Here is a 23,627-nt window from a genome sequence, read left to right as displayed (position 1 = left end):
GTGCCATTAAAATGCTGCAAGTTCTCTAGCCGCTTTTTCTACTTTATCTGGATTAACCATGAAGAATTTTTCCATTGTAGGAGAATAAGGCATTGCCGGAACATCAGGGCCAGCAAGGCGTGCGATTGGCGCATCTAATTCAAATAAGCAATTTTCAGCAATAATTGCTGCAACTTCGCTCATTATACTTCCTTCTTTATTATCTTCAGTTACTAATAAAACTTTTCCTGTTTTAGATGCAGCTTCGATAATAGATTCTTTATCTAATGGATAAATTGTACGTAAGTCTAAAACATGTACAGAAATACCATCTTGAGCTAATTTTTCAGCAGCTTGAAGAGCAAAATGTACACATAGTCCGTAAGTGATGATTGTGATATCTTCACCTTCACGTTTTACATCAGCTTTACCAATTGGAAGTACATAATCAGTTTCAGGTACTTCACCTTTAATTAATCGATAAGCACGTTTATGCTCAAAGAAAATTACTGGGTCATTATCACGAATTGCTGCTTTTAATAAACCTTTAACATCATAAGGAGTAGAAGGCATTACAATTTTTAAACCTGGTTGACCTGCAAATACCTTTTCAACAGATTGAGAGTGATAAAGTGCACCGTGTACACCGCCTCCATAAGGAGCACGAATCGTAATAGGACAAGTCCAGTCATTGTTTGAACGATAACGAATTCTTGATGCCTCAGAAATAATTTGGTTTACTGCAGGCATAATGAAATCAGCAAATTGCATTTCAGCTACTGGTCTAAGTCCGTACATTGCAGCACCAATACCAACACCCGCAATTGCAGATTCTGCAAGTGGTGTATCTAATACACGATCCTCACCAAATTGATCATACAGACCATGAGTCGCTTTAAATACTCCACCTTTTAATCCAACGTCTTCCCCTAATACAAATACCTTTGGATCGCGTTCCATTTCCTCTTTTAACGCTAAAGTTACTGCATCTATATAAGACATTACTGCCATATTGTCCTACCCCCTCTTATTCTTCGTAAACAAACTTCAATGCATGCTCAGCTGCTGCATATGGAGCGTTTTCTGCGTAGTCAGTTGCTTCATCAACGATCGCACGAACTTTTGTATCTAATTCTTTTTCTATTTCTTCTGTTAACACACCAACTTCATGAAGGTATTTAGCAAATGTAAATAAGCAATCTTTGCTTTTTGCTTCTTCTACTTCTTCACGAGAACGGTAAATACGATCATCATCATCACTAGAGTGTGCAGTTAATCGATAAGATACAGCTTCGATTAATGTTGGACCTTCTCCACGACGAGCACGGTCAACTGCTTCTTTTGTTACACGATAAACTTCTAAAGGATCATTTCCATCAACAGTGAAACCAGGCATGCCGTATCCAATTGCACGATCCGATACTTTTTCACATGCTAATTGCTTCTCAATCGGTACTGAGATAGCATATTTGTTATTTTCACACATGAAAATTACTGGTAACTTATGTACACCAGCAAAGTTTGCACCTTCATGGAAATCACCTTGGTTAGAAGAACCTTCACCAAATGAAACCCAAGAGACAATATCTTTACCTTCCATTTTTGCAGCTAGAGATACACCAACAGCGTGTGGTACTTGTGTTGTAACTGGAGATGAACCTGTAACGATACGATTTTTCTTTTGTCCAAAATGACCTGGCATTTGACGTCCACCAGAGTTTGGATCTTCTGCTTTTGCAAAACCAGAAAGCATTAATTCTTTTGCTGTCATTCCGAATTGTAAAACAACACCCATATCACGGTAATATGGTAATACGTAATCTTTTGTATTATCTAATGCATACGCTGATCCTACTTGAGCTGCTTCTTGACCTTGACAAGAAATAACGAACGGAATTTTACCAGCACGATTTAATAACCACATACGCTCATCAATACGACGTGCCATTAGCATTGTTTCATACATACTAAGAACGTCATCATTTGATAGACCAAGCTGTTCATGACGGTTTGAAGTTGTAACCTTTTCCATAAATATCCCCCTTTTACCACATACATGTGTGGAAGCGTTTTAAATCATTATAGTGATGAAATGTAGAGATTTGCTCTCTACATTTCATTTTTTTAAATTAAGAGTGAATTGCTAATCCTTCTACAGCAAGTGCTGCTTCACCAATAGCTTCTGATAATGAAGGATGTGGATGAATTGTATGAGAAATTTCCCAAGCAGTTGCATCTAATACTCGTGCTAAACCTGCTTCAGAAATCATATCAGTTACATGTGGTCCAATCATATGGACACCTAAAAGATCATTAGTCTCTTCATCAACAATTATTTTAACAAACCCATCATGCTCACCGTAAACTAAAGCTTTACCGATTGCACGGAACGAGAATTTCCCTTTTTTAACTGTATAACCTTTTTCTTTTGCTTCACGCTCAGTTAAACCAACAGATGCAACTTCTGGATTACTATAAACACACTTACTAACCATTGTTGGATCTAATGGAAGTGGTGAATTACCTACAATATGCTCAACTGCAATTGTACCTTCTCTTGATGCAACATGTGCTAATTGTAAGCCACCAATGACATCACCAATCGCATAAATATGTGATTCTTTCGTTTGGTAATTAGCATTTGTTTGGATAAAACCATTTTCAACTACGATGTCAGTATTTTCTAATCCGATTCCTTCAACATTCGCTTGACGACCAACAGATACTAACATTTTTTCAGCAGTGAAAGATTTTTCAGTATCTTTATGAAGTGCATTAATTCTTACACCATTATCGATTACTAAAGTTTCAGCTAAAACTTTCGCATCAGTAACTAATTTAATACCTTTTTTCTTTAATAATCTAGTCATTTCTTTAGAAATTTCTTCGTCTTCTAAAGGTAAAATAGTTTTACTATACTCGATTACTGTTACCTCAACACCAAAATCTGCTAACATTGAAGCCCACTCAATACCGATTACACCGCCACCAACGATAATAATTGACTCTGGAAGTGACTCCATTTTTAACGCCTCATCAGATGACATTACATGCTCACCATCAATTGTTAATCCAGGTAAAGACTTTGGTCTTGAACCAGTTGCGACTAATACGTTCTTAGGAATTAGCATTTCGTTCTCGCTACCATCGTTCATTTCTACTGAAATTGTTCCTGGCATTGGAGAGAATATTGAAGGTCCTAAAATACGTCCTAAACCATTGTATACATCAATTTTCCCTTGTTTCATTAAGTGTTCAACACCTTTATGAAGCCCGGCAACGATATTTTCTTTTCTTTGTTGTACTTTGCTAAAATTTAATGTTACGCCTGATGTTTCAACACCAAACTCTTCACTTTTCTTAGCAGTTGAAAAAACTTCTGCACTACGTAATAATGCTTTACTTGGGATACAGCCTGCATGTAAGCAAGTTCCACCTAGTTTATTTTTTTCTACTACCGCTACTTTTAATCCTAATTGAGAAGCACGAATAGCAGCTACATAGCCACCTGTACCGCCACCGAGTACGACTAAATCATATTCTGTTGCCATGATGAAATTCTCCTCACATTTATACTAAAGATTTAACTGCAAATTCTCCAGGATAGATTTTTGCTTCTTCTTCTTCTCGAAGTACGCGCAGTGCACCTTCACAAAGAGCTTGAAGTTCATTTTCACCTGGTAAAACAATTACACGTGCCATCCATTTAACTCTTTTAGTTATTTCATTAACAATAAAATCACTATAAGCAATTCCACCTGTTAATATAATTGCATCAATATTTCCTTCAAGAACTGCTGCCGCACTTCCAATTTCTTTTGCGACTTGGTAAGCCATTGCTTCATATACTAATGCAGCTTTTTCGTCACCATCTTCAATCATGTTTTCGACTTTAATTGCATCAGCCGTTCCAAGATAGCTAACTAATCCACCTTGACCAACCATCATTTTTTGAACTTCGTTAATATAGTAGTCACCAGAGTAACAAAGTTTTATTAAATCACCAATTGGTACAGTTCCAGCTCGCTCTGGACTGAAAGGTCCTTCACCATCTAAACCGTTATTTACGTCAATTACGCGTCCTTTTTTATGGGCACCAACACTCACACCTCCACCCATATGGGCGATAATAAGGTTTAAATCGTTATATGACTGTTCTAACTGTTTTGACACTTTTCGTGCTACAGCTTTTTGGTTTAAAGCATGGAAAACACTTCTTCTTTCCATAATTGATTGTCCGCTGATTCTTGCTACCGGATCTAATTCATCAACAACAACTGGATCAACGATAAATGCTGGGATGTTTAATCCTTGTGCAATCTCATTAGCAATGATCCCACCAAGATTTGAAGCATGCTGACCACTATAACCAATTTTCAAATCTTCTAACATGATTTCATTTACTGCATAAGTTCCACCTTCGATAGGTCTAAGTAGTCCACCTCGACCACAAACAGCACTTAATTTAGAAATGTTAATACCTTCTTTGTGTAATACCTCTAAAATAACATTTTTTCTAAATTCATATTGATCAATTATTGTTTTATATTTATTTAATTCTTCATCGTCATGGCGTATTGTTTGTTCAAAAATTGGTTTTTCATCATCAAATACACCAACCTTTGTGGATGTGCTGCCAGGATTAATTACTAAAATACGATGCATTGTCAACACTCTCCCTTCTAAGTTTACCTTACCTTTATAACTAGAAAGAAAGAGGTACTATTACTTCACTCTTTCTTTCCATCTAAAAAATAAAGGAATTTTAATTAAATTTTATTTAGTCAATTATCTTCTGCTTAAGATGTTGTGACCATTTGATAAGAATTGGCTACGAGATTTTGCCATTGTAGCAATACGCTCTTCAGCTAAACGGTCTGCAGCTAAATATGTTGGAATACCGTCACGTTTTGAAATTTCGATAACTTTTGCAATGTTATCATATAAGCCTTCAACTTTTTTCATTGCACGGTCGTAGTTATATCCGTATAACTCATCTGCAACGTTGATTACTCCACCAGAATTGATTACATAGTCAGGAGCATAAACGATTCCTAATTCATGGATTAAATCACCATGACGAGTTTCTTTTAATTGGTTATTTGCAGAACCTGCAATAACTCTTGCTTTTAATTGTGGGATTGTTTTATCGTTAATTGTTGCACCTAATGCACATGGTGCATAAATATCACATTCTACTCCATAAATATCATCTGGATCTACTGCTGTAGCACCAAATGCTTCTACTGCACGTTGTACAGCTTCTTTATTGATATCCGTTACGATTAATTGAGCACCTTCTTCATGTAAGTACTCGCAAAGGCTGTAAGCAACATTACCAACACCTTGGATTGCAATTTTTTTACCTTCTAAGCTGTCAGTACCAAACGCTTCTTTTGCTGCAGCTTTCATACCACGGTAAACACCAAATGCAGTAACTGGAGATGGATTACCTGAAGAACCGAATGATGGTGAAATACCAGTTACATAGTCAGTTTCTTCGTGGATTAAATCCATATCTGCTACAGTAGTACCTACGTCCTCAGCAGTAATATATCGACCATTTAAGCCTTGGATATAACGACCAAATGCACGGAACATTGCTTCGTTTTTATCTTTACGTGGATCACCGATGATTACAGTTTTTCCTCCACCTAAGTTTAAGCCAGCAGCAGCATTTTTATAAGTCATACCTTTCGCTAAACGTAGAGCATCTTCAATTGCAGCTTCTTCTGATTCGTAAGTCCACATTCTTGTTCCACCTAAAGCTGGACCTAATGTAGTATCGTGGATCGCAATAATTGCTTTTAATCCTGATTCTTTATCTTGGCAGAAAACAACTTGCTCATAATCATAAGTTTCTAAGTATTTGAAGATTTCCATGTAATAACAGCTCCCTTAATATGTGTAAGTTTAGTTTTTAGAATTACATATAGCTAATGCTAATGAATATAATTTTGTCATTGCAGAGTCAGAACGCGATGTTAAAACAATCGGTGCCTTTGCTCCAGCAATAAGTGCAGCCACTTCTGAGTTTGCCATAAAGACTAAAGATTTATATAAAATATTTCCAGTTTCTATTGTAGGAACTAATAATATATCAGCTTGCCCAGCAACTTCTCCAGTTAAGCCTTTATGTTTTGCTGCTTCAACAGAAATGGCATTATCAAGCGCTAATGGTCCATCAACAAGACAATTTTTAATTTGTCCTCTTGTATTCATGACAGTTAGTGTTGCTGCATCTAGTGTTACTTGCATTGCAGGATTTACTACTTCAACAGCTGCTAGTACAGCAACTTTAGGGGTCTCTATTCCTACTTTCCTTGCAATTTCAACACTGTTTTCAATAATTTTCACCTTTTGTTCTAACGTAGGTGCTATGTTCATCGCAGCATCCGTTACGATTACTGCATTTTCTCTACCTGGTACGTCGAATATTGCAACATGTGATAAAACACTTTTATCTCTTAAACCATATTCTTTGTTCAATACTTCTTTTAGAAGAACTGACGATGAAAGATTACCTTTCATTACAATTGAAGCTTCACCAGAACGAACAGCTACAACTGCATTTTTAGCAGCTTCTTTGTTTGTATGAGAATGAACAATTTTTAGTCTTTCTGCAAATTGTTCGTTTTTTAATAAATCTTCATACATTTCATAGATCGCTTGCTCATTTCCGAAAAGTAAAAAGTTTGCTAAATCATTATCTAACGCAATTGAAACTGCTTCTTTTACTTCAAAGTCTTCAGCAACAGCTACAGCAACAGTTTGCCTAGAATGATTTTTTGCGCGTAACATTATATCTGTTAAATTCATTGAAAGCCCTTCCTTTCATCCCCCTGCACTATATAAAGCAATTAGCGTGCCAACTTTTCAAAAAGGAAAAACTATTTTAAAAATAGTTGAAAAGCCTTACATAACCTACATTCTAGTACCAGGTACTAGTAACACCAATAAATCTATTCTACAACAATATTTTGAAAAATGACAGTAATTGTATGCAAAAATATTCATAGCACGCAAATTATTGCGTGCTATTTTTTGCAGTGTGGTATTTTTCCAATTTATAATACAAATTTCTTACTGATATTCCAAGCTCTTTTGCTGACCTTGTTTTATTACCATTATTTTTCATTAATATCTTTTCAATAATTTCACCTTCATAATTTATAACCATTTCGTCAAGGGAGCTTATATCTTCAGTATGAACTTCGTTATGATTAGCAGATTGTTCTTGCTTAACTTGTACAATCGCTGATAAATGTTCAGGTAGAATTTGCTTTTCATTAAATTTCATAAATATGACAGCTCTTCCTAGCACATTTTCCAATTCTCTAACATTACCAGGCCAATTGTAACTTTTTAATTTATTTAATGCTGATAATGAGATTCCCTCAACATTTCGACCGTAGTCTTGATTAATTTTTGCTAATAATCTTTCGCCAATCGGTAAAATATCTTCAATTCGATCCTTTAACGCAGGAATAATAATAGGAAGTTTATTTAATCGATAATAAAGATCTTCTCGAAACTTCCCTTCAATGATTGCTTCCTCCAGATGAACATTCGTCGCAGCAATCACTCGCACATTTATAGGAATAGACTTTGTCCCACCAACTCGTCTAATTTCTTTCTCTTGTAGGACCCTTAATAGTTTGGCTTGCATCGCAGGTGATAATTCTCCAATTTCATCTAAGAAAATACTACCATTATTAGCTTCCTCAAATAGCCCTCTTTTCCCACCACGTTTTGCGCCAGAAAAAGCACCTTCTTCATAACCAAATAATTCACTTTCCAATAAACTTTCAGAAATCGCAGCACAATTCACTCGAACGAATTTATTATATTTGCGATCGCTTTCATTATGAATCGCATGAGCAAACAATTCTTTACCAGTTCCAGATTCCCCACGAAGTAATACGGTAGCAGGAGTGCTCGCTGCTAATTTAGCCTGCATGATTGCTAAACTGATTCCTTCAGATTCACCAGCTATATCCTCGAATGAATATTTCGCCTCTAATGTTCTAATGATTTGACGTGCTCGATGTAGTTCATTCGTTAACTGTGAAATTTCAGAAACATCATGGATTACTCCAACACTGCCTTTTAATTTTCCGTCTACGATTACAGGAGCAACATTAACTAGTACATCACGATTTTGCTTTCCGACTTTCATGCGTACTCCACGAACTGCTTGCTTTGTTTTCAACACTTTTAAATGAACACTTTCACCTTCAGTAATATCAATCGTTGCATGTTTACCAATAACTTGTTCATTCGATAATCCAGTCAATCTTGTGTATGCCGGATTAATAATAATTCCATTACCTTTTTCATCTACAACTGAAATTGCTTCATCCGAACTTTGAATGACTGCTTCAAGCATGCTATAAACTTCTTTTAAATTTGTAACCTCTTCTGCTAAATCTATTACCTCAGTATCATCTTTAAAAACAGAAATTGCACCTTCAAGTTCACCATCTTCTCGAAAGATTGGAATACGAGTCGTAAAAATCTTACTTCCATTAATTAAAATATGCTCTTGATTAATTTCCTTCTTTTTCGTTTGAAGAACTCGGGGTAATTTACTAGTCGGGACAACATCCAATATATACCTACCAATCGCAGCATCTTTATCAGTATGTAGCATTCTTTCTGCAGAGCGATTAAATAAAAGAATTTTTCCCCATTTATCAACGACAATCATCCCATCGTGAGTGTTGTCCAAAATTAGTTCCTGTTGCCTTTTTTTATTATTGATTAAATTAAAAAGTGATTCTTTTTCTTGAACAAGATCAGATATCATTTTTGCAACAGAACCTGGGATCACTAAAGTATGCTTAGCTTTATATTCGTTTATTTCCTGGTATATAGTTTCATCTCCAGTAGTATTTATGACAACATCAATCTCATCGTTTAAATTCGACTTCCAATCCTTAAGTATTGGAATGTGTAAGCTTTTAGCAAATTCTAAGCCTTTAGCCTCTTTTATCATATCTACTACTGCAACAACATGAAATAAATCAGAATGTGATAGAAGTTTTAATACAGCTGTGCCTCCTGTTCCCATTCCAACGATCATTACGTTTTGTTTCATCTTAGTTCACCTACTAATTTCAACAAATTATTAAACACATTAGACTATTATATATATAAAGTCATTCTTTCGTCTATTTCAAATGTTTTATAAGTCTTGACAACACTATCCTTGTATAAGATTATGAAGAAAGAGAATTACGTAATTTTATAATTTATTGTTACTTTTATCGGAGGAATTAATAAACATGAAAGAATCATTTACACGTATGTTAGCATTCGTTGTGATTGTTGTACCAATAGCTTTAGCAGTTATCGGAATTAAATTACTTCGTGATACGGTATTTCTAATCCATTCTTTTGGCATTCCAAATCTTCCATTGCAATTATTAATCGGACTTGTTTCATTGGGTGTCGGTTTTTATTTAGTCGGAAGCTTTGTATTATTTAGAGATCGTAAACGAAGCAAAGTTCAAGGTAGATTTTTAAAAAGATAATTTTTGTGGGAGTATAGCTTTGCAAATTCACTTATTCGGGGTCTCATTAAAACCAAAAGATAAATAACAAAACAAAAAAAGTGCTAATGAGAGCACTTTTTTTATTTACTAAGAAGCTGACTTCTAACTTGGAAAGCTAACTCAGGATAATCTGTAATAATCGCCGTACAATTGACTTCGATTAATCGTTTCATAACAGCTGGTTCATTGATTGTATACGGTCTTACGGCTATCCGATGTTCCATTGTTTCTTCTATTTGTTTATCAGAAATAATGCGATAATTAGGATGAATTGCATTTGCTTTATAATCTTCAGCAATTTTCCAAGGTTCTTTACTTCTTCTATTAAATAAAACTGCTGTTTCAATATCTGGTGCCATTAAGTGGAATTTAAGCATACTTTTATGATTAAAGGAAGATAAAACGATTCTTTTTTCATATTCATATGAACGGATTAAATTTATTACTCGTTCCTCTAGTCCATGGTATTCGATTTTATCATTTTTTAATTCAACATTGATACTAAAGCTATTTCCTTTGGCCCATTCAAATACTTCTTTTAAGGTTGGAATCGTGCATCCCTTAAATTGGCGTTTAAATCGATAACTAGCATCAAATTGCTTTAATTCAGCTAAAGTATAATCTTTCACGAAACCTTTTCCGTTAGTTGTGCGATTTATTGTTTCATCATGAATAACAACGATTTCACCATCTTTTGATAAGTGTACATCTAATTCTATTCCGTCTGCCCCTAAATCTTCACATGCCATAAAAGAAACCATTGTATTTTCTGGGTAGGTTCCTGCAGCACCTCTATGACCTATAATATCGACCACTCAAATTCCCCCCACGTGAGAAAATATGTACTTTCTTCTTTTTCTTATTGTATACTATTTTTACGAAACTAAGGAGGATTATTATGCGACCATTGCAAATTTCGCCTGAAACGGCAATTTTACTTTCTAAGAAATTAAACGTTCCTTTAGAACAAATTATGCATATGCCACAGCATATATTAATGAAAAAGTTGATGGAATTGGATTTGTCTAAAAGCGAAGAAGCTTCTGAGGATAACGAATCTAAATAGTAAAATAGCGTCAATAAAAATGGCAGAAGTAGTTTTTCTACTTCTTTTTTTATTAATTCTAACCTTAAATTACATTTTTATGTAAAATTGTACAATTAATTAACAATTATGAGCTAATTTTAATTTAAACTTCCTTTCATATTAATTAGTTTTCAAGTAAAATGTAATGTATTGTGTATATTTTATAACGAAAAGTATTTATGGAGGTATTTTTAAATGTTACCTGATTGGTTAATTGGTTTGATCATGGGGATGGTAGAAGGATTAACAGAATTTTTACCTGTTTCTTCTACTGGTCATATGATTTTAGTTGCTGATTTATTAAATTTCACAGGTGAGAAGGCTTCATTTTTTGAAGTAATTGTTCAACTTGGTTCAATTCTAGCAGTAGTTGTTGTTTTTTGGAAACGACTATGGTCAGTACTAGGAGTAAAATCAGATGGTTATAGACAAACGAACCTCAACTTAATTCATATTATTATCGGTGCTATTCCAGCCGGTATTGTAGGGCTTATATTCCATGATTTCATTAAAGATGTTTTATTCTCACCTAAAACTGTTGTAATCGGATTAGTAGCTGGCGGTATTTTATTAATTGTTGCTGAAAAAGTCTCTAAACATCCTAAATCATCTGATTTAGATCATATCTCATATAAACAAGCATTTATTATTGGATGCTTCCAAATGCTAGCTCTATGGCCAGGATTTTCACGATCAGGGTCTACAATAGCTGGGGGATTATTATTTGGTCTAGATCGAAAAACTTCTGCAGAATTTACTTTTATTTTAGCAGTACCGATGATGATCGCTGCAAGTGGATTAGATTTTATTAAAAATATCGATATTTTAAGTGCTTCAGATCTACCATTATTCGCAACTGGATTCATCACTGCATTCGTAGTTGCATTACTTGCGATCGTTTCCTTCCTAAAACTATTAGAGAAAGTAAAACTAACAGGTTTTGCTGTTTATCGTTTTATTGTAGCGATTGTTTTCACGATTGTATTTATATTCTAATTAAAAACTATAAAGAGATAGGACAACCGTATTAGTAGTCCTATCTTTTTTATTTCTATACAACATTAATCTATTCATCCGTTTTAATCAGTTTATTTTACAAATGGAAAAGGCTATTCGTACAACGTATACGAATAGCCTTTGTAATATATATGTTAGTTATTTAAATTTAAAATTGTTGTCTATTGGCGAAAGCCCTACCTCTCTTTCGCAATTCGGCTCCAGGGCCGTTCCATTAGGCAGCTTGTTTCACAACAATCTTCACTAACAGACACTACTACTAATGTTTAAATTAGGTTGAAATAGCTGACGCGTCATGGAATACGTCCAATTTTCTTCCAAATTTCGTAGTAATAATATCGTGTTTCTAAATGTTTCAGTGGCGCAATTAATATTATAGCATACTACAAATTATTAGACAAACTAATTTTTATAAAGTATAAATTCAATGGATACTACCTTTCATTGTCCTTAAGTAAAATTAAAATATTGAACCTTCGTTGATATAGAGCTTTTTATTGTTGAAATACGGTAATTTTTTTGATAAATAATTGTTATTGAAATAACTCCTGAAAAATACAAACATTAAATGAATTTTTATGAAAAAATAGTATATTTATTATTGTTTTATCTGTCATCTTATTGATAAACAAGTGATTTTGGTTGATTTATAAATGTTTTAACTAACTTGCAAAAATTAAAATTTCTTCTTTTTTGACGCTCAATATTTGTAAAGATGTGTAAGTCGTCTTTTAGAGGGTAATTCATCTATTGTTTTTAAGATTATTATTTTTTTATAAAGAACTTGATTGGAACGAAAGGGTGCCAGGCTCCTATGGGAGAAGCGGGAAGGCTAAAGACCCCACAGGGGGAGCCGAGGAGGCTAAAGAATCTCGCCCTATGGAAAGCGAGCAGCCTGTAGTGGAAATCAATATGACACAACTTACTTATCAATGATCAATCCAACAATTTAATTGAGCAAAAGAAAACGTTGTCTACTATAGACAACGTTTTCATATTACAAATATAATTGTACAAATATAATTGCTAATGCGAAAAAGTACCGAAGATCTCAAAGAAGTTATTCGCTAAGAGAAATGTCTGTGGAATCACTGTCAGAAGTTAATCGGAATTGAATTTTTCTTGAGTAATTATAAATTAAGAAGCTTTATGCTCTAAACGTAATTTATCAGCTACCATTGCAATAAATTCTGAATTTGTTGGTTTTGCCTTTGACATTGAAATTGTGTAACCGAATAATGTAGAAATACTATCGATATTTCCACGGCTCCATGCTACTTCAATCGCATGTCGGATAGCACGTTCAACTCGGCTAGCAGTTGTATTAAACTTTTTAGCGATATCAGGATATAAAACTTTTGTAATTGAACCTAGAAGCTCAATATCGTTATATACCATCGAAATCGCTTCACGTAAGTACATATATCCTTTAATATGGGCAGGTACCCCAATTTCATGGATGATACTTGTGATACTAGCATCTAAGTTACGTGGCTTGCTTTCGTAATTTGAAACTAAAGAAGGTGCATTACGTTTAGTTACCGCACTACCCTTTCCAACTACTTGACGGATATTGCTAATTAAATGCTCCATATCAAATGGTTTTAAGATAAAATATGATGCACCAAGGTCAACAGCTTTTTTTGTAACATCCTCTTGACCAAATGCTGTTAGCATAATAACGTTTGGAATTTTTTCAACTAAGCCAGCGCGTAAACGATCTAAAACCGCTAATCCATCTAAATGAGGCATAATAATATCTAGGACTAGTACATCTGGCTTTTTATCCTTCACTAGAGGTAAGCAGTCTTGTCCATTAAACGCTACCCCAACCACTTCCATATCTGTTTGTGCGTTAATGTAGTTTTCTAACATAATAACAAGTTCTTTATTATCATCAACTAATAATACTTTAATTTTCTCCACGCCCGTTCCTCCCTACATCCTCTATAGTGAATTTACATTACTTATTACCGATAATTTCGACAATAAAAATTTATTTCCTGTTTTTATTATAAATTCTGAATATTTTTATTAATATAGATAGTTTTCTTCAATTTCTTCTAGCATTCGACGATTGGATTAAAAACCACTATGTATTAAGTCGAATTATACATATAATTCATTATATAAAAAATGAAATAGTATGTAAATTTATAATTTTTAATATACATTTACAATTCTGTAACATTAACCGTCATATCAACCATCCTCTACATTAAAATTTTTTTAATTTTTCAAAGTTGCCAATAGTATGTTACCATTTTTTTCCTATTTTGACTTATTTTTAACAAAAATACACTACAAATTTAATAGATGGATTTTTCCGTTTTGAATTTTCATCTCTATCTTAGCTAAAATACAAAATGGTATTTTAGAGTGTCCTGAAGTACTATTCATTAAGTTCTTTGAATAAAAGGTACTTAATACCCGTGAGAGATGCAGGGCGGCCCCCTAAGCCCCTTATACAGAAGTATCGAGTAGGAAGTATCACCTCAAGAAATCAAGCATCCTGTAGTGGAAATAAAACGTTTTAAGAACATGAAAAATACACCTACATAATTTGATAGGTGTATTTTTTAAATCAAGAAGCCTTTTTATTTTGATAGTCATAAATCGGTACTTTAGCCTCATCAAGCATCCACTCAATATGAACTCCATATCCACTAGTCGAATCATTTACAAAAACATGTGTAACTGCTCCGATTAATTTTCCATCTTGAATGATTGGTGAGCCGCTCATTCCTTGTACAATCCCGCCTGTTTCTTTAAGTAATCGTTTATCAGTAACCTTTAGAATAATTCCTTTAGTTGATGGAAACTTTTGTTGAATACTGCTTACTATTTCTATGTCAAATGCTTCTACTTTATTATCATGTATAACGGTAAGTATTTTAGCGGGACCTTTTTTCACTTCATTTGATAATGCAATTGGTAATGGTTGAGACATGATCCCATTGTCTATTTTATTGTTAACCTTACCGAATATGCCAAATGGACTATTTGACGTTATATTACCAATCGTTCCACGATCTAGAGCAAAATGCGCAATTTTTTCTCCTGGTGAACCATCTGCTCCTTTTTCAATTGCAGTAACTGTTGAATAGACTATATGCCCATCTTCTACTTCAATGGCTTTTCTCGTATCGCTATCAGAAATAACATGTCCTAGTGCACCATATTTTAATGAATTAGGTTCAATGAATGTCATCGTGCCAATACCAGAAGCTGAATCTCTTATATATAATCCAATTCGATAGCTATTATGACCTTGATCCCGAATAGGTTGTAACATTTTTGTGTAATACTTACCCTCGCGTTTTACAGTGATTTTTATAGGCTTTCCATACTTTCCTGCTTTTTGAATAAACGGTAATACATCTGACATTTTTTCGATTTGTTTACCATTCATTTTTATAATCATGTCTCCAACTTTAATACCGGCAATTTCACCTGGAGACTTTTGTCCTGAACTAGTATTTACTAAATGATGTCCAACGACTAAGACACCTACTGAGTTAAGCTTTACTCCTATTGATTGTCCCCCTGGTATTATTCTTAAACTGTTTAATACTTTAACATCTACCTTTTTACTTGGTAATTCATTCATACCAAGTGCTACATTAACAATTTCTTGTTGATCTTTATTTTTTATGGTAGATGAAAACACATTATTTTGATTTATATTAAACACGCCAATACCAACTATAAATAAAAGGAGAAGAATTTTTATTATTCGTTGAACATTTATATTTTTCACAAGCGAATCACTCTCCTTAGCGCCAAATTTCATTTTTTTAATTCGTGGCTATGTAGTTAATGTTAGCTTTGTAAAAGCAAAATATGATTGTAAAAATATGATAGATTCTTTAACGTATAATGTTGTATTAGTATGTTTCATTTAGCATTTTCCAATTACTAATTTATCAATAATTCCCATAAAAAAAAGAGAATATTTAATGTATAGAAAAAAATTTCTATCATCAAACATTCTCTTTTTAGTTCATTGAGATTGGTATTTTGCAGAAGCTGCCTGATCGATCAATTCTTTAGCGTGTTGAATCGTTACATCTGTAATTTCAACTCCAGCGATCATCCTTGCAATTTCATTTATTTTTTGATCATTTCGTAATGGTGTAACAGAAGTTTTCGTTCGATTTCCATCAATTAATTTAGCGATAAATAAATGCGTATCTGCCATAGAAGCAACTTGTGGTAAGTGAGTTATACAAAGTACTTGAGAATCTATAGATACCTTGTGTATTTTTTCTGCTATTGCTTGTGCTACTCTTCCACTAACCCCTGTATCAACTTCATCAAATATAATTGACGTAATCCCTTGATGTTTCGTGAAAATGCTCTTTAATGCTAGGAACATCCTTGAAAGTTCTCCACCAGAAGCAACCTTTGCTAATGGCTTTAAAGGCTCACCTGGGTTTGTTGAAATATAAAATTCAACAAAATCAAATCCATCTTTTTTAAACTTTACATGTTTATCATCCATTATTGGATCTGATTCTTGTCCTCCTTCAAACTCAAACATAATTTCAAAGGTTGTTTTATCCATATAAAGCTCTTTTAATTCTTTATGTATATCAGCAGTCAATTTGATTGCTAATTCTTTTCTTTTATTTGAAAGAGTCTTACCCGCTTTAATTAGGTTGATTGTAACATTATCTAGGTCTTTTTGTATCTTCTCTATGTGCATATCTTTATGTTGAATAGTATCCAACTCTTGTTCGATATTTTCTGCATATTTTAAGATATCAGCAACACTGTGCCCATACTTCTTTTTTAACATAGAGATCTCACTTAAACGAGTTTCAATTTCGTTTAATCTATTTGGATCATATTCCATTTGTTCAATAGAGTCACGTAATCGATACGATATATCCTCTAATAAGTAATAACTACTACTGATTCCTTCATGCATTTCTTTAATGTCATTATCAATATTCGTTACTGACTCTAAAGAATACATACTCGACCTGACGGAATCTAAACCTGATCCATCTTGCGATAAACTTTGATATGCCTCAACTAAAGATTTATAAATGCGTTCAAAATTAGAAATTTTGAGTCTTTCTTCCATCAACTGATCGTCTTCATTTTCTTGCAAATTCGCATTTTGTATTTCTGTTAGCTGAAATTGAATTAAATCTAACCTATGAGCCATTTGTTGTTCGTTTTCAGTTAATTGCTTTAACTGTTTTTTTAAGTCTGTATAGTTATTAAATATATTTTGATATTCAGTATACAAAGGAGCAATTGCTTTTTCATCATATTGTTGTAACATCGGCAAATGATGTTCTTGGTCCATTAAATCTTGGCTCTCATGTTGACCATGAATATCAACAAGTAAACCACCAATTTCCTTAAGTATAGAAGTTGTCACCAATTTCCCATTGATACGGCATACACTTTTACCAGATGAAGTAATATCTCTTTTTAAGATGATCATTTCATCTTCAATGTCAAAGCCTAATTCTCTGCATCTAGAATAAATTAGATGATTCTCATTTTCGATATGAAATAAGCCTTCAATTTCTGCTTTTTCAGTATCATATCTTACGAATTCTGCAGATCCACGACCACCAAGTAACAGACCGATGGCGTCAATAATAATCGACTTCCCCGCTCCTGTTTCACCACTTAGTACAGTTAAACCCTTTTCAAATGAAATGGAAACTTCCTCAATGATTGCAAAATTTTTAATGATAATTTCAGATAACAATGAGTTTCTCTCCTCTTTTTAAAACCATTCTCCTATTGAAGCATGTCAATAAATTTTTCTTTTAAATCCTCAGCATCTACAGGTGTACGACAAATGATTAAGATCGTATCATCACCACAGATTGTACCCATAATTTCTGACCAATCTAAATGATCAATTAATGCACCAACTGCATTTGCATTACCTGGCAAAGTTTTCATTACAATTAAATGACTTGAACTATCAATTTTAATAAATGAATCGATTAAAAGTCTTTTTAATTTTTGTAACGGATTAAATCTTTGATCTGCAGGTAAGCTATATTTATATCGACCATCAGATAACGGTACTTTTACTAAATGCAGTTCTTTTATATCACGTGAAATCGTTGCTTGGGTTACTTTAAACCCTAAGTCTCTTAGTGATTGTACTAATTCGTCTTGTGTTTCGACTTCATTTTTTGCGATAATTTCTCGTATTTTTATATGACGCTGACCTTTATTCATAATACACCTCTTTGCAAATTCCGACAAATATCTTACTTAAAGATTATCTTATCTAATCTACTGGTTATTGTATATATTTTTTTAATCGTTTTCATAAAATGCATTTTTCTGCATATTTTTTTCTTGTCATTTTTTTACTTATTTCGAGATCCAATTTAGTACATAATTTGAAAAAAGGAGAAAAAGGAAACCTTTTTGGTTTCCTTTTTATTATTTAACCTTCTTTAGTTCACTATGTGCTTCATTTACAATTTCCATTGGTAATTGATTTAACTCGCTATTTCCAACTTCCTTTGAACCTTCCCAATGAAGATGAATTAAAAATTCAATATTACCGTCTCCACCAGTGATAGGTGAAAAAGTTAAAGCTTTTATATCATATCCTTGGCGAAGCGCAAAATCAATCATCATTTCGATAACTTGTTCATGCACTTTTGGATCGCGTACAATACCCTTTTTACCAACTTGCTCTCTACCAGCTTCAAATTGTGGTTTAATTAACGCGACAACATCACTTGAAGGTACTAATAATGTTTTTAGGACCGGTAAAATCAAACGTAACGAAATAAAGGATACGTCAATTGAAGCAAATTGAGGTAACCCTTCAATTAAATCTTCTGGTTTAACATAACGAAAATTTGTTCGTTCCATTACAATAACACGTTCATCTTGCCTTAATTTCCATGCAAGTTGATTGTATCCAACATCAAGTGCATATGATTTTTTTGCCCCATTTTGAAGTGCACAATCCGTAAATCCACCTGTCGAAGATCCAATATCAATCATAATTTTATCTTTTACTGATAGATCAAATGTGTTTATAGCTTTTTCTAATTTGTACCCTCCACGGCTCACATAAGGCATAACTTCACCTTTGATTTGTAAAGGGAGTTCGATATCTATTTTTTCTCCAGGCTTATCTAATCTTTGTTCGTTTGTATAGACAAGTCCTGCCATAATTGCTCGTTTAGCTTTTTCACGTGTTTCGATTAAACCACGATCTACTAAAAGTACGTCTACTCGTTCCTTTTTTGCCATTTAAATGTCATCCTCTTATTTATTACAAACCATTTCACGTATTTTCTTAACCGATTCATCTTTTGTTAAATGAATTTCATCAAGTAATTTATCCACATCACCGTGTTCAACAAATAAATCTGGTATACCTATACGTTCTACGCGGACGTTTTGAAAATTATTTGAACTTGCAAATTCTAAAACAGCACTTCCAAAACCACCTTGTAATACTGCTTCTTCAATCGTTAAAATCGGTTTTCCGTCCTTAAAGATATCATTTAACATTGCAGTATCCATTGGTTTTATAAATCTCGCGTTTACTACTTTAACAGTAATATTTTCCTTCTCTAACTCATCCGCTGCATCTAGTGCCATTTTAATTGTTGTACCAAAAGTTAAGATAACTGCATCAGAACCTTCTTTTAATACTTCCCATGATCCAATCGGAATTTCTTTTAATTGCTCATCCATTGGTACGCCTATACCATTCCCCCTAGGGAAACGCAGCGCTATTGGACCATCTTCGTATTGAATTGCAGTTTTTACCATATGTTGGCCTTCATTCTCATCTTTAGGCATCATTAAAACTAAGTTTGGTATATGACGTAGGAAGGCAATATCAAACACACCTTGATGAGTTTCACCGTCAGCACCTACTAATCCTGCACGATCGATTCCAATGAATACATTTAAATTTTGTCTACAAATATCATGTAATACTTGGTCATATGCTCTTTGAAGGAATGTTGAATAAATTGCTAAAAACGGCTTCATTCCTTGAGTTGCTAAACCAGCTGCTACTGTTGCCGCATGTTGCTCTGCAATACCGACATCAAAAATTCGGTCAGGTAATTGAGCTTGGAAATTTTCCAATTTTGAACCGACTGGCATTGCAGGAGTAATCGCTACGATTCGCTCATCTTTTAAAGCTAATTTTAATACAGTATCACTAACAAGTTTACTCCATGCTGGTGGTGCTTTATCCGGCTTAATTAACTTCCCAGATTCTACTTTATAAGGACCTGTGCCATGCCAAGTTCCAATATCATCACTTTCTGCTGGCTTATATCCTTTTCCTTTTTTCGTTAGTACATGTACTAATACCGGCCCTTTAGTTTTCTTAGCATATTCAAGTGATTCAAATAAATCTTCAAAATTATGTCCATCAACTGGTCCAAAATAAGTGAATCCCATTTCCTCAAAAAACATTCCTTGTGTAACTAAGTATTTAAGGCTATCTTTTAATTTTTTTGATGTACTTGATAGTTTGTCCCCGATTCCAGGAATTTTTTTGATCACACCTTCAAGTTCACCTTTAGCCCAACGGTATTTCCCAGTTGTTCTCAGTCTTCCTAAAATGCTATGTAAAGCACCTACGTTCGGAGCTATAGACATTTCATTGTCATTTAAAATAACGATCACATCTTTTTGCTCATGTCCAATATGATTCATTGCTTCAAGAGCCATCCCACCAGTTAATGCACCATCTCCGATAATTGGAATAATGTATTCACCAGTTTTTTTAATATCTCTAGCAATAGCCATCCCCATTGCCGCAGATAGTGAAGTCGAGCTGTGTCCAGTTTCCCATACATCATGCTCACTTTCAATTCGCTTAGGAAAGCCACATAATCCTTTAAATTGTCTTAGGGTTGTAAATTCTTTTGCTCGACCAGTTAATATTTTATGAACATATGATTGATGTCCTACATCCCATAAAAATTTGTCTTTAGGCGAATCAAAGACTTTATGTAATGCAATCGTTAATTCAACAACTCCTAAATTTGGCGCAATATGACCACCAGTCTCAGAAAGCTGTTGAATAAGAAATTTACGGATTTCTTCACTTAATACTTCTAATTCACCGTTCGTTTTATTTTTTAAAAAGCTCGGATTTTCAATTGTCGTAAGATCCATCTTGGATCACTCACCTTCCTAGATGTTAAATCTATATAAATAATTCATTATTATGTAATTTTATCTATAAAATGATTTTACCATACTTGTAGTTAAACGCTAGTTTCTTAAATGACTAACTCTTAACACCATGTATCATAATACCATTTTTATTAAAATCTGTTTAATGTTTTTTATTTTTATAGAACAAAATTATAGATATTTTTCCTCAAAAAGAAAAGAAAGCCGCTAGCACATATGTGTTAACGGCCTACATTTCTGTATATTTTATTAACAACATTAACACGGTTATAAAGTAGTTACATTATACATAAATGAATAAATCTATTCAATGGACATGGAATTAATTATATAATCAAAGTTTAAAAACTACGATTTTCAACAAAATCACAAATTGAGATTAAGTAGTCATCTTTAATTCCACATGCTCGAACATGTTGTTTAGCTTCAGTAATAAATGTATGAAGCCTTTCTTTAGCACCCTCGACTGAATATAACTTAACATAAGTAGTTTTATCATTTTCTATATCACTACCAACTGGCTTGCCAAGTACTTCTTCATCACCGATTACGTCTAAAATATCATCTTGTATTTGAAATGCGATACCGAGTTTATAAGCAAATTGCGTTAGGTGAGATAATTGTTCGGCTGTTGCTTTTGAAATAATTGCACCTGCAATTACTGGATACATTAGCATTTTACCCGTTTTTCTTTCATGGATATATTGCAATTCTTCTCCACTTAGCTCTTTACTCTCACCTTCCATATCAGCTACCTGACCGGCAACCATGCCTTCTGGACCTGCAGCAATCGCTAATTCACTTATCAATTGTAGTTTCACTTGATCAGACACATGAAAATCATTCATTTCCGTAATTAGTTTAAATGCGTATGTCAATAAGCCATCACCTGCTAATACCGCAAGATCTTCACCAAATACTTTATGATTTGTCGGTTTTCCTCTTCGAAAATCATCATCATCCATACATGGTAAATCATCATGAATTAATGAATAAGTATGAATCATTTCTAAAGCACATGCAGGTTTTATCCCTATTAATGGGTCATTCCCAAATGCATCTAGAGTTGCAAAAAGTAAAAGCGGTCTAATTCTTTTCCCTCCACCTTGCAATGAATAGGACATAGAATCTTTTAATTTTTCTGGTGCTTTTAATCTTTCAACCGATTTAATCATTTCATCATTTACTATTCTACTGGAATACTCCATAAAATCTTTGAAAGTGTTCATATTATTCCTCCTCAACAGTAAAAGGAGTTTGCTCACCCTGTTCATTTAATATAGAAGTCATTTGTTTTTCAACTTTAGTAAGCTTCTCTTGACAAATTTGAGATAGTTTTATACCTTCTTGAAAGTATTCGATCGCTTTTTCAAGTGGTACGTCACCTTGTTCTAATTTTTGTACTATTATTTCAATTTCTTTTATTGCTTCTTCAAAAGAACGCTCATTTTGTGACAATTGATTCACTCTCCTTTTACTTCAAGCACTTCACAATTTAATTTCCCATCAGTCATTTGTAATTGGAATCGGTCTCCGCTTTTTGCCTGTTTAACCGATTTCATCAATTCGTTATCATTTTTATATGCTAATGAATAACCTCTGGCCATAACTTTTAATGGACTAAGTGCATCAAGTGTATGAATTATTCTTTCCATTTCAAATTTCTTCTGGGTAATTAGGCGATTAAATTCTTTTTGTAAAGCCATATGTAATTGCTGATGCTTTTGCTTCTCAAGCTGAACTCTATTACTTGGATGTTGAATAAGTAGTGACGAATTTAGTTCTTTATGCTTGTTTATTTTAGACTTAACAATTTCATTTATTGATGTATGTAAACGCTCATTAATCCGGTCAAATTGCTCTTGTTTTGGATGGAATAGTGAATTTGGATATCTAAAAACATAAGCATCTTGAACAGCCTTTAATTGCGCTTGTTTTCGTTCAATAATCGTACCCATCGCTTTATTAAGTCTTGATATTCGAACAGAAAATTGCTCAAGTATTTCTCGTTGGCTTAACGAAACTAATTCTGCTGCAGCTGTTGGTGTTGGTGCCCTCAGATCAGCGACATAATCCGCAATTGTCGTATCCGTCTCATGACCCACTGCGGAAATGATCGGGATTTTTGATTCAAAGATCGCTCTCACTACTTTTTCATCGTTAAAGGCCCAGAGTTCTTCAATTGACCCTCCGCCTCGTCCGACTATTAACACATCTATTTCTTTCATTTTATTGGCAGTTTCAATTGATTTTACAATCGATGCTTTTGCCCCTTCACCTTGTACAAGAGTCGGAATTACAACTATTTTCCCAATCGGGTATCTTCGTTGAATCGTAGTAATAATATCTCGAACTGCCGCACCAGTTGGGGAAGTAACAACCCCGATTACACTAGGAAAAGAAGGAATCTTTTTCTTAAATTTCTGATCAAAGAGTCCTTCTTCTAATAGTTTTTTCTTCAATTGTTCATAAGCTACAAAGAGACCGCCAACACCATCAGGTTGCATGTCTCTTATGTAGATTTGATAGCTACCAGATCCTGGGTATACATTTATTTCCCCTTGTACAATAACCTGCATACCATCGGTTGGTTGAAATGCGATATTTGCATTATAGGATTGAAACATGACCGCTGCAATTCTAGCACCATCATCTTTTAACGTAAAATAATAATGACCGCTAGATGAATGACGTTTAAAATTTGAGATTTCTCCACGGAGAAGTATATTTTGTAAATTACGATCCGCTTGAAATTTTGCTTTTAAATATTTAGTTAATGCGGTAACAGTAACTGGTAGCTTTTCCGTCATGCA

Annotated in this window: 19 protein-coding genes and 1 pseudogene; 3 read left to right on the top strand and 17 right to left on the bottom strand. The window is 33.7% G+C overall.

What is annotated here, in order from left to right; genetic code table 11:
• Positions 1 to 6: 6 nt before the first annotated feature.
• From EP747_RS03315 to EP747_RS03285, 7 genes are all read right to left on the bottom strand, one after another.
• The gene (locus EP747_RS03315) at positions 7 to 990 is read right to left on the bottom strand and encodes an alpha-ketoacid dehydrogenase subunit beta (protein ID WP_025671106.1); all 984 of its coding nucleotides are present in this window, start codon (positions 988 to 990) and stop codon (positions 7 to 9) included.
• Positions 991 to 1,006: 16 nt separating this feature from the next.
• Positions 1,007 to 2,011 (bottom strand): thiamine pyrophosphate-dependent dehydrogenase E1 component subunit alpha, encoded by a 1,005-nt coding sequence (locus tag EP747_RS03310; protein ID WP_129688508.1) that lies wholly within the window; start codon positions 2,009 to 2,011, stop codon positions 1,007 to 1,009.
• Between the two features lie 97 nt (positions 2,012 to 2,108).
• Positions 2,109 to 3,530 carry a dihydrolipoyl dehydrogenase gene (lpdA, locus tag EP747_RS03305; protein ID WP_129688507.1) on the bottom strand — a complete coding sequence of 474 codons (1,422 nt, stop codon included), beginning with the start codon at positions 3,528 to 3,530 and terminating at the stop codon, positions 2,109 to 2,111.
• A gap of 19 nt (positions 3,531 to 3,549) precedes the next feature.
• Complete coding sequence (gene buk, locus EP747_RS03300) at positions 3,550 to 4,650, bottom strand: butyrate kinase (RefSeq protein WP_129688506.1); 1,101 nt, start codon at positions 4,648 to 4,650, stop codon at positions 3,550 to 3,552.
• Between the two features lie 117 nt (positions 4,651 to 4,767).
• Positions 4,768 to 5,862: a branched-chain amino acid dehydrogenase gene (gene bcd, locus EP747_RS03295; RefSeq protein ID WP_056475213.1), complete on the bottom strand. Its 1,095-nt coding sequence runs from the start codon at positions 5,860 to 5,862 to the stop codon at positions 4,768 to 4,770.
• 30 nt (positions 5,863 to 5,892) lie between these two features.
• Positions 5,893 to 6,798 carry a phosphate butyryltransferase gene (yqiS, locus tag EP747_RS03290; RefSeq protein ID WP_129688505.1) on the bottom strand — a complete coding sequence of 302 codons (906 nt, stop codon included), beginning with the start codon at positions 6,796 to 6,798 and terminating at the stop codon, positions 5,893 to 5,895.
• A 208-nt stretch (positions 6,799 to 7,006) separates the two neighbouring features.
• Positions 7,007 to 9,079 carry a sigma 54-interacting transcriptional regulator gene (locus EP747_RS03285; protein ID WP_129688504.1) on the bottom strand — a complete coding sequence of 691 codons (2,073 nt, stop codon included), beginning with the start codon at positions 9,077 to 9,079 and terminating at the stop codon, positions 7,007 to 7,009.
• Positions 9,080 to 9,266: 187 nt separating this feature from the next.
• Between EP747_RS03285 and EP747_RS03280 the strand changes: the two genes are divergently transcribed.
• Positions 9,267 to 9,515: a DUF2627 domain-containing protein gene (locus EP747_RS03280; RefSeq protein WP_129688503.1), complete on the top strand. Its 249-nt coding sequence runs from the start codon at positions 9,267 to 9,269 to the stop codon at positions 9,513 to 9,515.
• A gap of 101 nt (positions 9,516 to 9,616) precedes the next feature.
• Here EP747_RS03280 and EP747_RS03275 read toward each other — a convergent pair whose 3' ends face one another.
• Positions 9,617 to 10,351, bottom strand: a complete 735-nt coding sequence (locus EP747_RS03275) for a glycerophosphodiester phosphodiesterase (protein ID WP_268895567.1) — start codon at positions 10,349 to 10,351, stop codon at positions 9,617 to 9,619.
• A gap of 83 nt (positions 10,352 to 10,434) precedes the next feature.
• Between EP747_RS03275 and EP747_RS03270 the strand changes: the two genes are divergently transcribed.
• A complete protein-coding gene (locus EP747_RS03270) occupies positions 10,435 to 10,602 on the top strand; it encodes a YycC family protein (RefSeq protein ID WP_098428787.1) in 168 nt (55 codons plus the stop codon).
• Between the two features lie 216 nt (positions 10,603 to 10,818).
• Positions 10,819 to 11,619 carry an undecaprenyl-diphosphate phosphatase gene (gene bacA, locus EP747_RS03265; protein WP_129688502.1) on the top strand — a complete coding sequence of 267 codons (801 nt, stop codon included), beginning with the start codon at positions 10,819 to 10,821 and terminating at the stop codon, positions 11,617 to 11,619.
• A 1,158-nt stretch (positions 11,620 to 12,777) separates the two neighbouring features.
• Here the strand turns inward: bacA and spo0A are convergent.
• The 9 genes and pseudogenes from spo0A to xseA all read right to left on the bottom strand — a co-directional run bounded on the left by spo0A (position 12,778) and on the right by xseA (position 23,624).
• Entirely contained in the window at positions 12,778 to 13,566 is a 789-nt protein-coding gene (gene spo0A / locus EP747_RS03260) for a sporulation transcription factor Spo0A (RefSeq protein ID WP_069034065.1), read from the bottom strand.
• Positions 13,567 to 14,224: 658 nt separating this feature from the next.
• Positions 14,225 to 15,334: pseudogene (gene spoIVB, locus EP747_RS03255) on the bottom strand (SpoIVB peptidase); the annotation flags it as partial.
• A gap of 309 nt (positions 15,335 to 15,643) precedes the next feature.
• On the bottom strand, positions 15,644 to 17,374 hold the full coding sequence (gene recN, locus EP747_RS03250) for a DNA repair protein RecN (RefSeq protein WP_129688500.1): 1,731 nt from the start codon (positions 17,372 to 17,374) through the stop codon (positions 15,644 to 15,646).
• 32 nt (positions 17,375 to 17,406) lie between these two features.
• On the bottom strand, positions 17,407 to 17,859 hold the full coding sequence (gene ahrC, locus EP747_RS03245) for a transcriptional regulator AhrC/ArgR (protein ID WP_069034068.1): 453 nt from the start codon (positions 17,857 to 17,859) through the stop codon (positions 17,407 to 17,409).
• Between the two features lie 210 nt (positions 17,860 to 18,069).
• On the bottom strand, positions 18,070 to 18,897 hold the full coding sequence (locus EP747_RS03240; protein WP_129688499.1) for a TlyA family RNA methyltransferase: 828 nt from the start codon (positions 18,895 to 18,897) through the stop codon (positions 18,070 to 18,072).
• A 15-nt stretch (positions 18,898 to 18,912) separates the two neighbouring features.
• On the bottom strand, positions 18,913 to 20,793 hold the full coding sequence (dxs, locus tag EP747_RS03235; protein ID WP_129688498.1) for a 1-deoxy-D-xylulose-5-phosphate synthase: 1,881 nt from the start codon (positions 20,791 to 20,793) through the stop codon (positions 18,913 to 18,915).
• 362 nt (positions 20,794 to 21,155) lie between these two features.
• Positions 21,156 to 22,043, bottom strand: coding sequence for a polyprenyl synthetase family protein (locus EP747_RS03230; protein WP_129688497.1), 888 nt, complete (start codon positions 22,041 to 22,043; stop codon positions 21,156 to 21,158).
• A gap of 1 nt (position 22,044) precedes the next feature.
• Complete coding sequence (locus tag EP747_RS03225; RefSeq protein WP_419179245.1) at positions 22,045 to 22,272, bottom strand: exodeoxyribonuclease VII small subunit; 228 nt, start codon at positions 22,270 to 22,272, stop codon at positions 22,045 to 22,047.
• Between the two features lie 5 nt (positions 22,273 to 22,277).
• Positions 22,278 to 23,624, bottom strand: coding sequence for an exodeoxyribonuclease VII large subunit (gene xseA, locus EP747_RS03220; RefSeq protein ID WP_129688496.1), 1,347 nt, complete (start codon positions 23,622 to 23,624; stop codon positions 22,278 to 22,280).
• Between the last annotated feature and the right edge of the window lie 3 nt (positions 23,625 to 23,627).

Origin of the sequence: Gottfriedia acidiceleris, from assembly GCF_004138285.1 — a bacterium.
Lineage (GTDB): Bacteria > Bacillota > Bacilli > Bacillales > Bacillaceae_G > Gottfriedia > Gottfriedia acidiceleris_A.
Note: the sequence above shows the minus strand (reverse complement) of the source record. Positions and strands in the feature narration are given on the sequence as shown.

Bases quoted from the DNA above. Each gene is read 5' to 3' on its own strand.
- lpdA (WP_129688507.1), bottom strand. From the start codon at position 3,530: ATGGCAACAGAATATGATTTAGTCGTACTCGGTGGCGGTACAGGTGGC.
- EP747_RS03280 (WP_129688503.1), top strand. From the start codon at position 9,267: ATGAAAGAATCATTTACACGTATGTTAGCATTCGTTGTGATTGTTGTA.
- ahrC (WP_069034068.1), bottom strand. From the start codon at position 17,859: ATGAATAAAGGTCAGCGTCATATAAAAATACGAGAAATTATCGCAAAA.
- EP747_RS03310 (WP_129688508.1), bottom strand. From the start codon at position 2,011: ATGGAAAAGGTTACAACTTCAAACCGTCATGAACAGCTTGGTCTATCA.
- dxs (WP_129688498.1), bottom strand. From the start codon at position 20,793: ATGGATCTTACGACAATTGAAAATCCGAGCTTTTTAAAAAATAAAACG.
- bcd (WP_056475213.1), bottom strand. From the start codon at position 5,862: ATGGAAATCTTCAAATACTTAGAAACTTATGATTATGAGCAAGTTGTT.
- EP747_RS03230 (WP_129688497.1), bottom strand. From the start codon at position 22,043: ATGAACACTTTCAAAGATTTTATGGAGTATTCCAGTAGAATAGTAAAT.
- EP747_RS03270 (WP_098428787.1), top strand. From the start codon at position 10,435: ATGCGACCATTGCAAATTTCGCCTGAAACGGCAATTTTACTTTCTAAG.
- xseA (WP_129688496.1), bottom strand. From the start codon at position 23,624: ATGACGGAAAAGCTACCAGTTACTGTTACCGCATTAACTAAATATTTA.
- EP747_RS03315 (WP_025671106.1), bottom strand. From the start codon at position 990: ATGGCAGTAATGTCTTATATAGATGCAGTAACTTTAGCGTTAAAAGAG.
- EP747_RS03240 (WP_129688499.1), bottom strand. From the start codon at position 18,897: ATGGCAAAAAAGGAACGAGTAGACGTACTTTTAGTAGATCGTGGTTTA.
- yqiS (WP_129688505.1), bottom strand. From the start codon at position 6,798: ATGAATTTAACAGATATAATGTTACGCGCAAAAAATCATTCTAGGCAA.
- EP747_RS03285 (WP_129688504.1), bottom strand. From the start codon at position 9,079: ATGAAACAAAACGTAATGATCGTTGGAATGGGAACAGGAGGCACAGCT.
- bacA (WP_129688502.1), top strand. From the start codon at position 10,819: ATGTTACCTGATTGGTTAATTGGTTTGATCATGGGGATGGTAGAAGGA.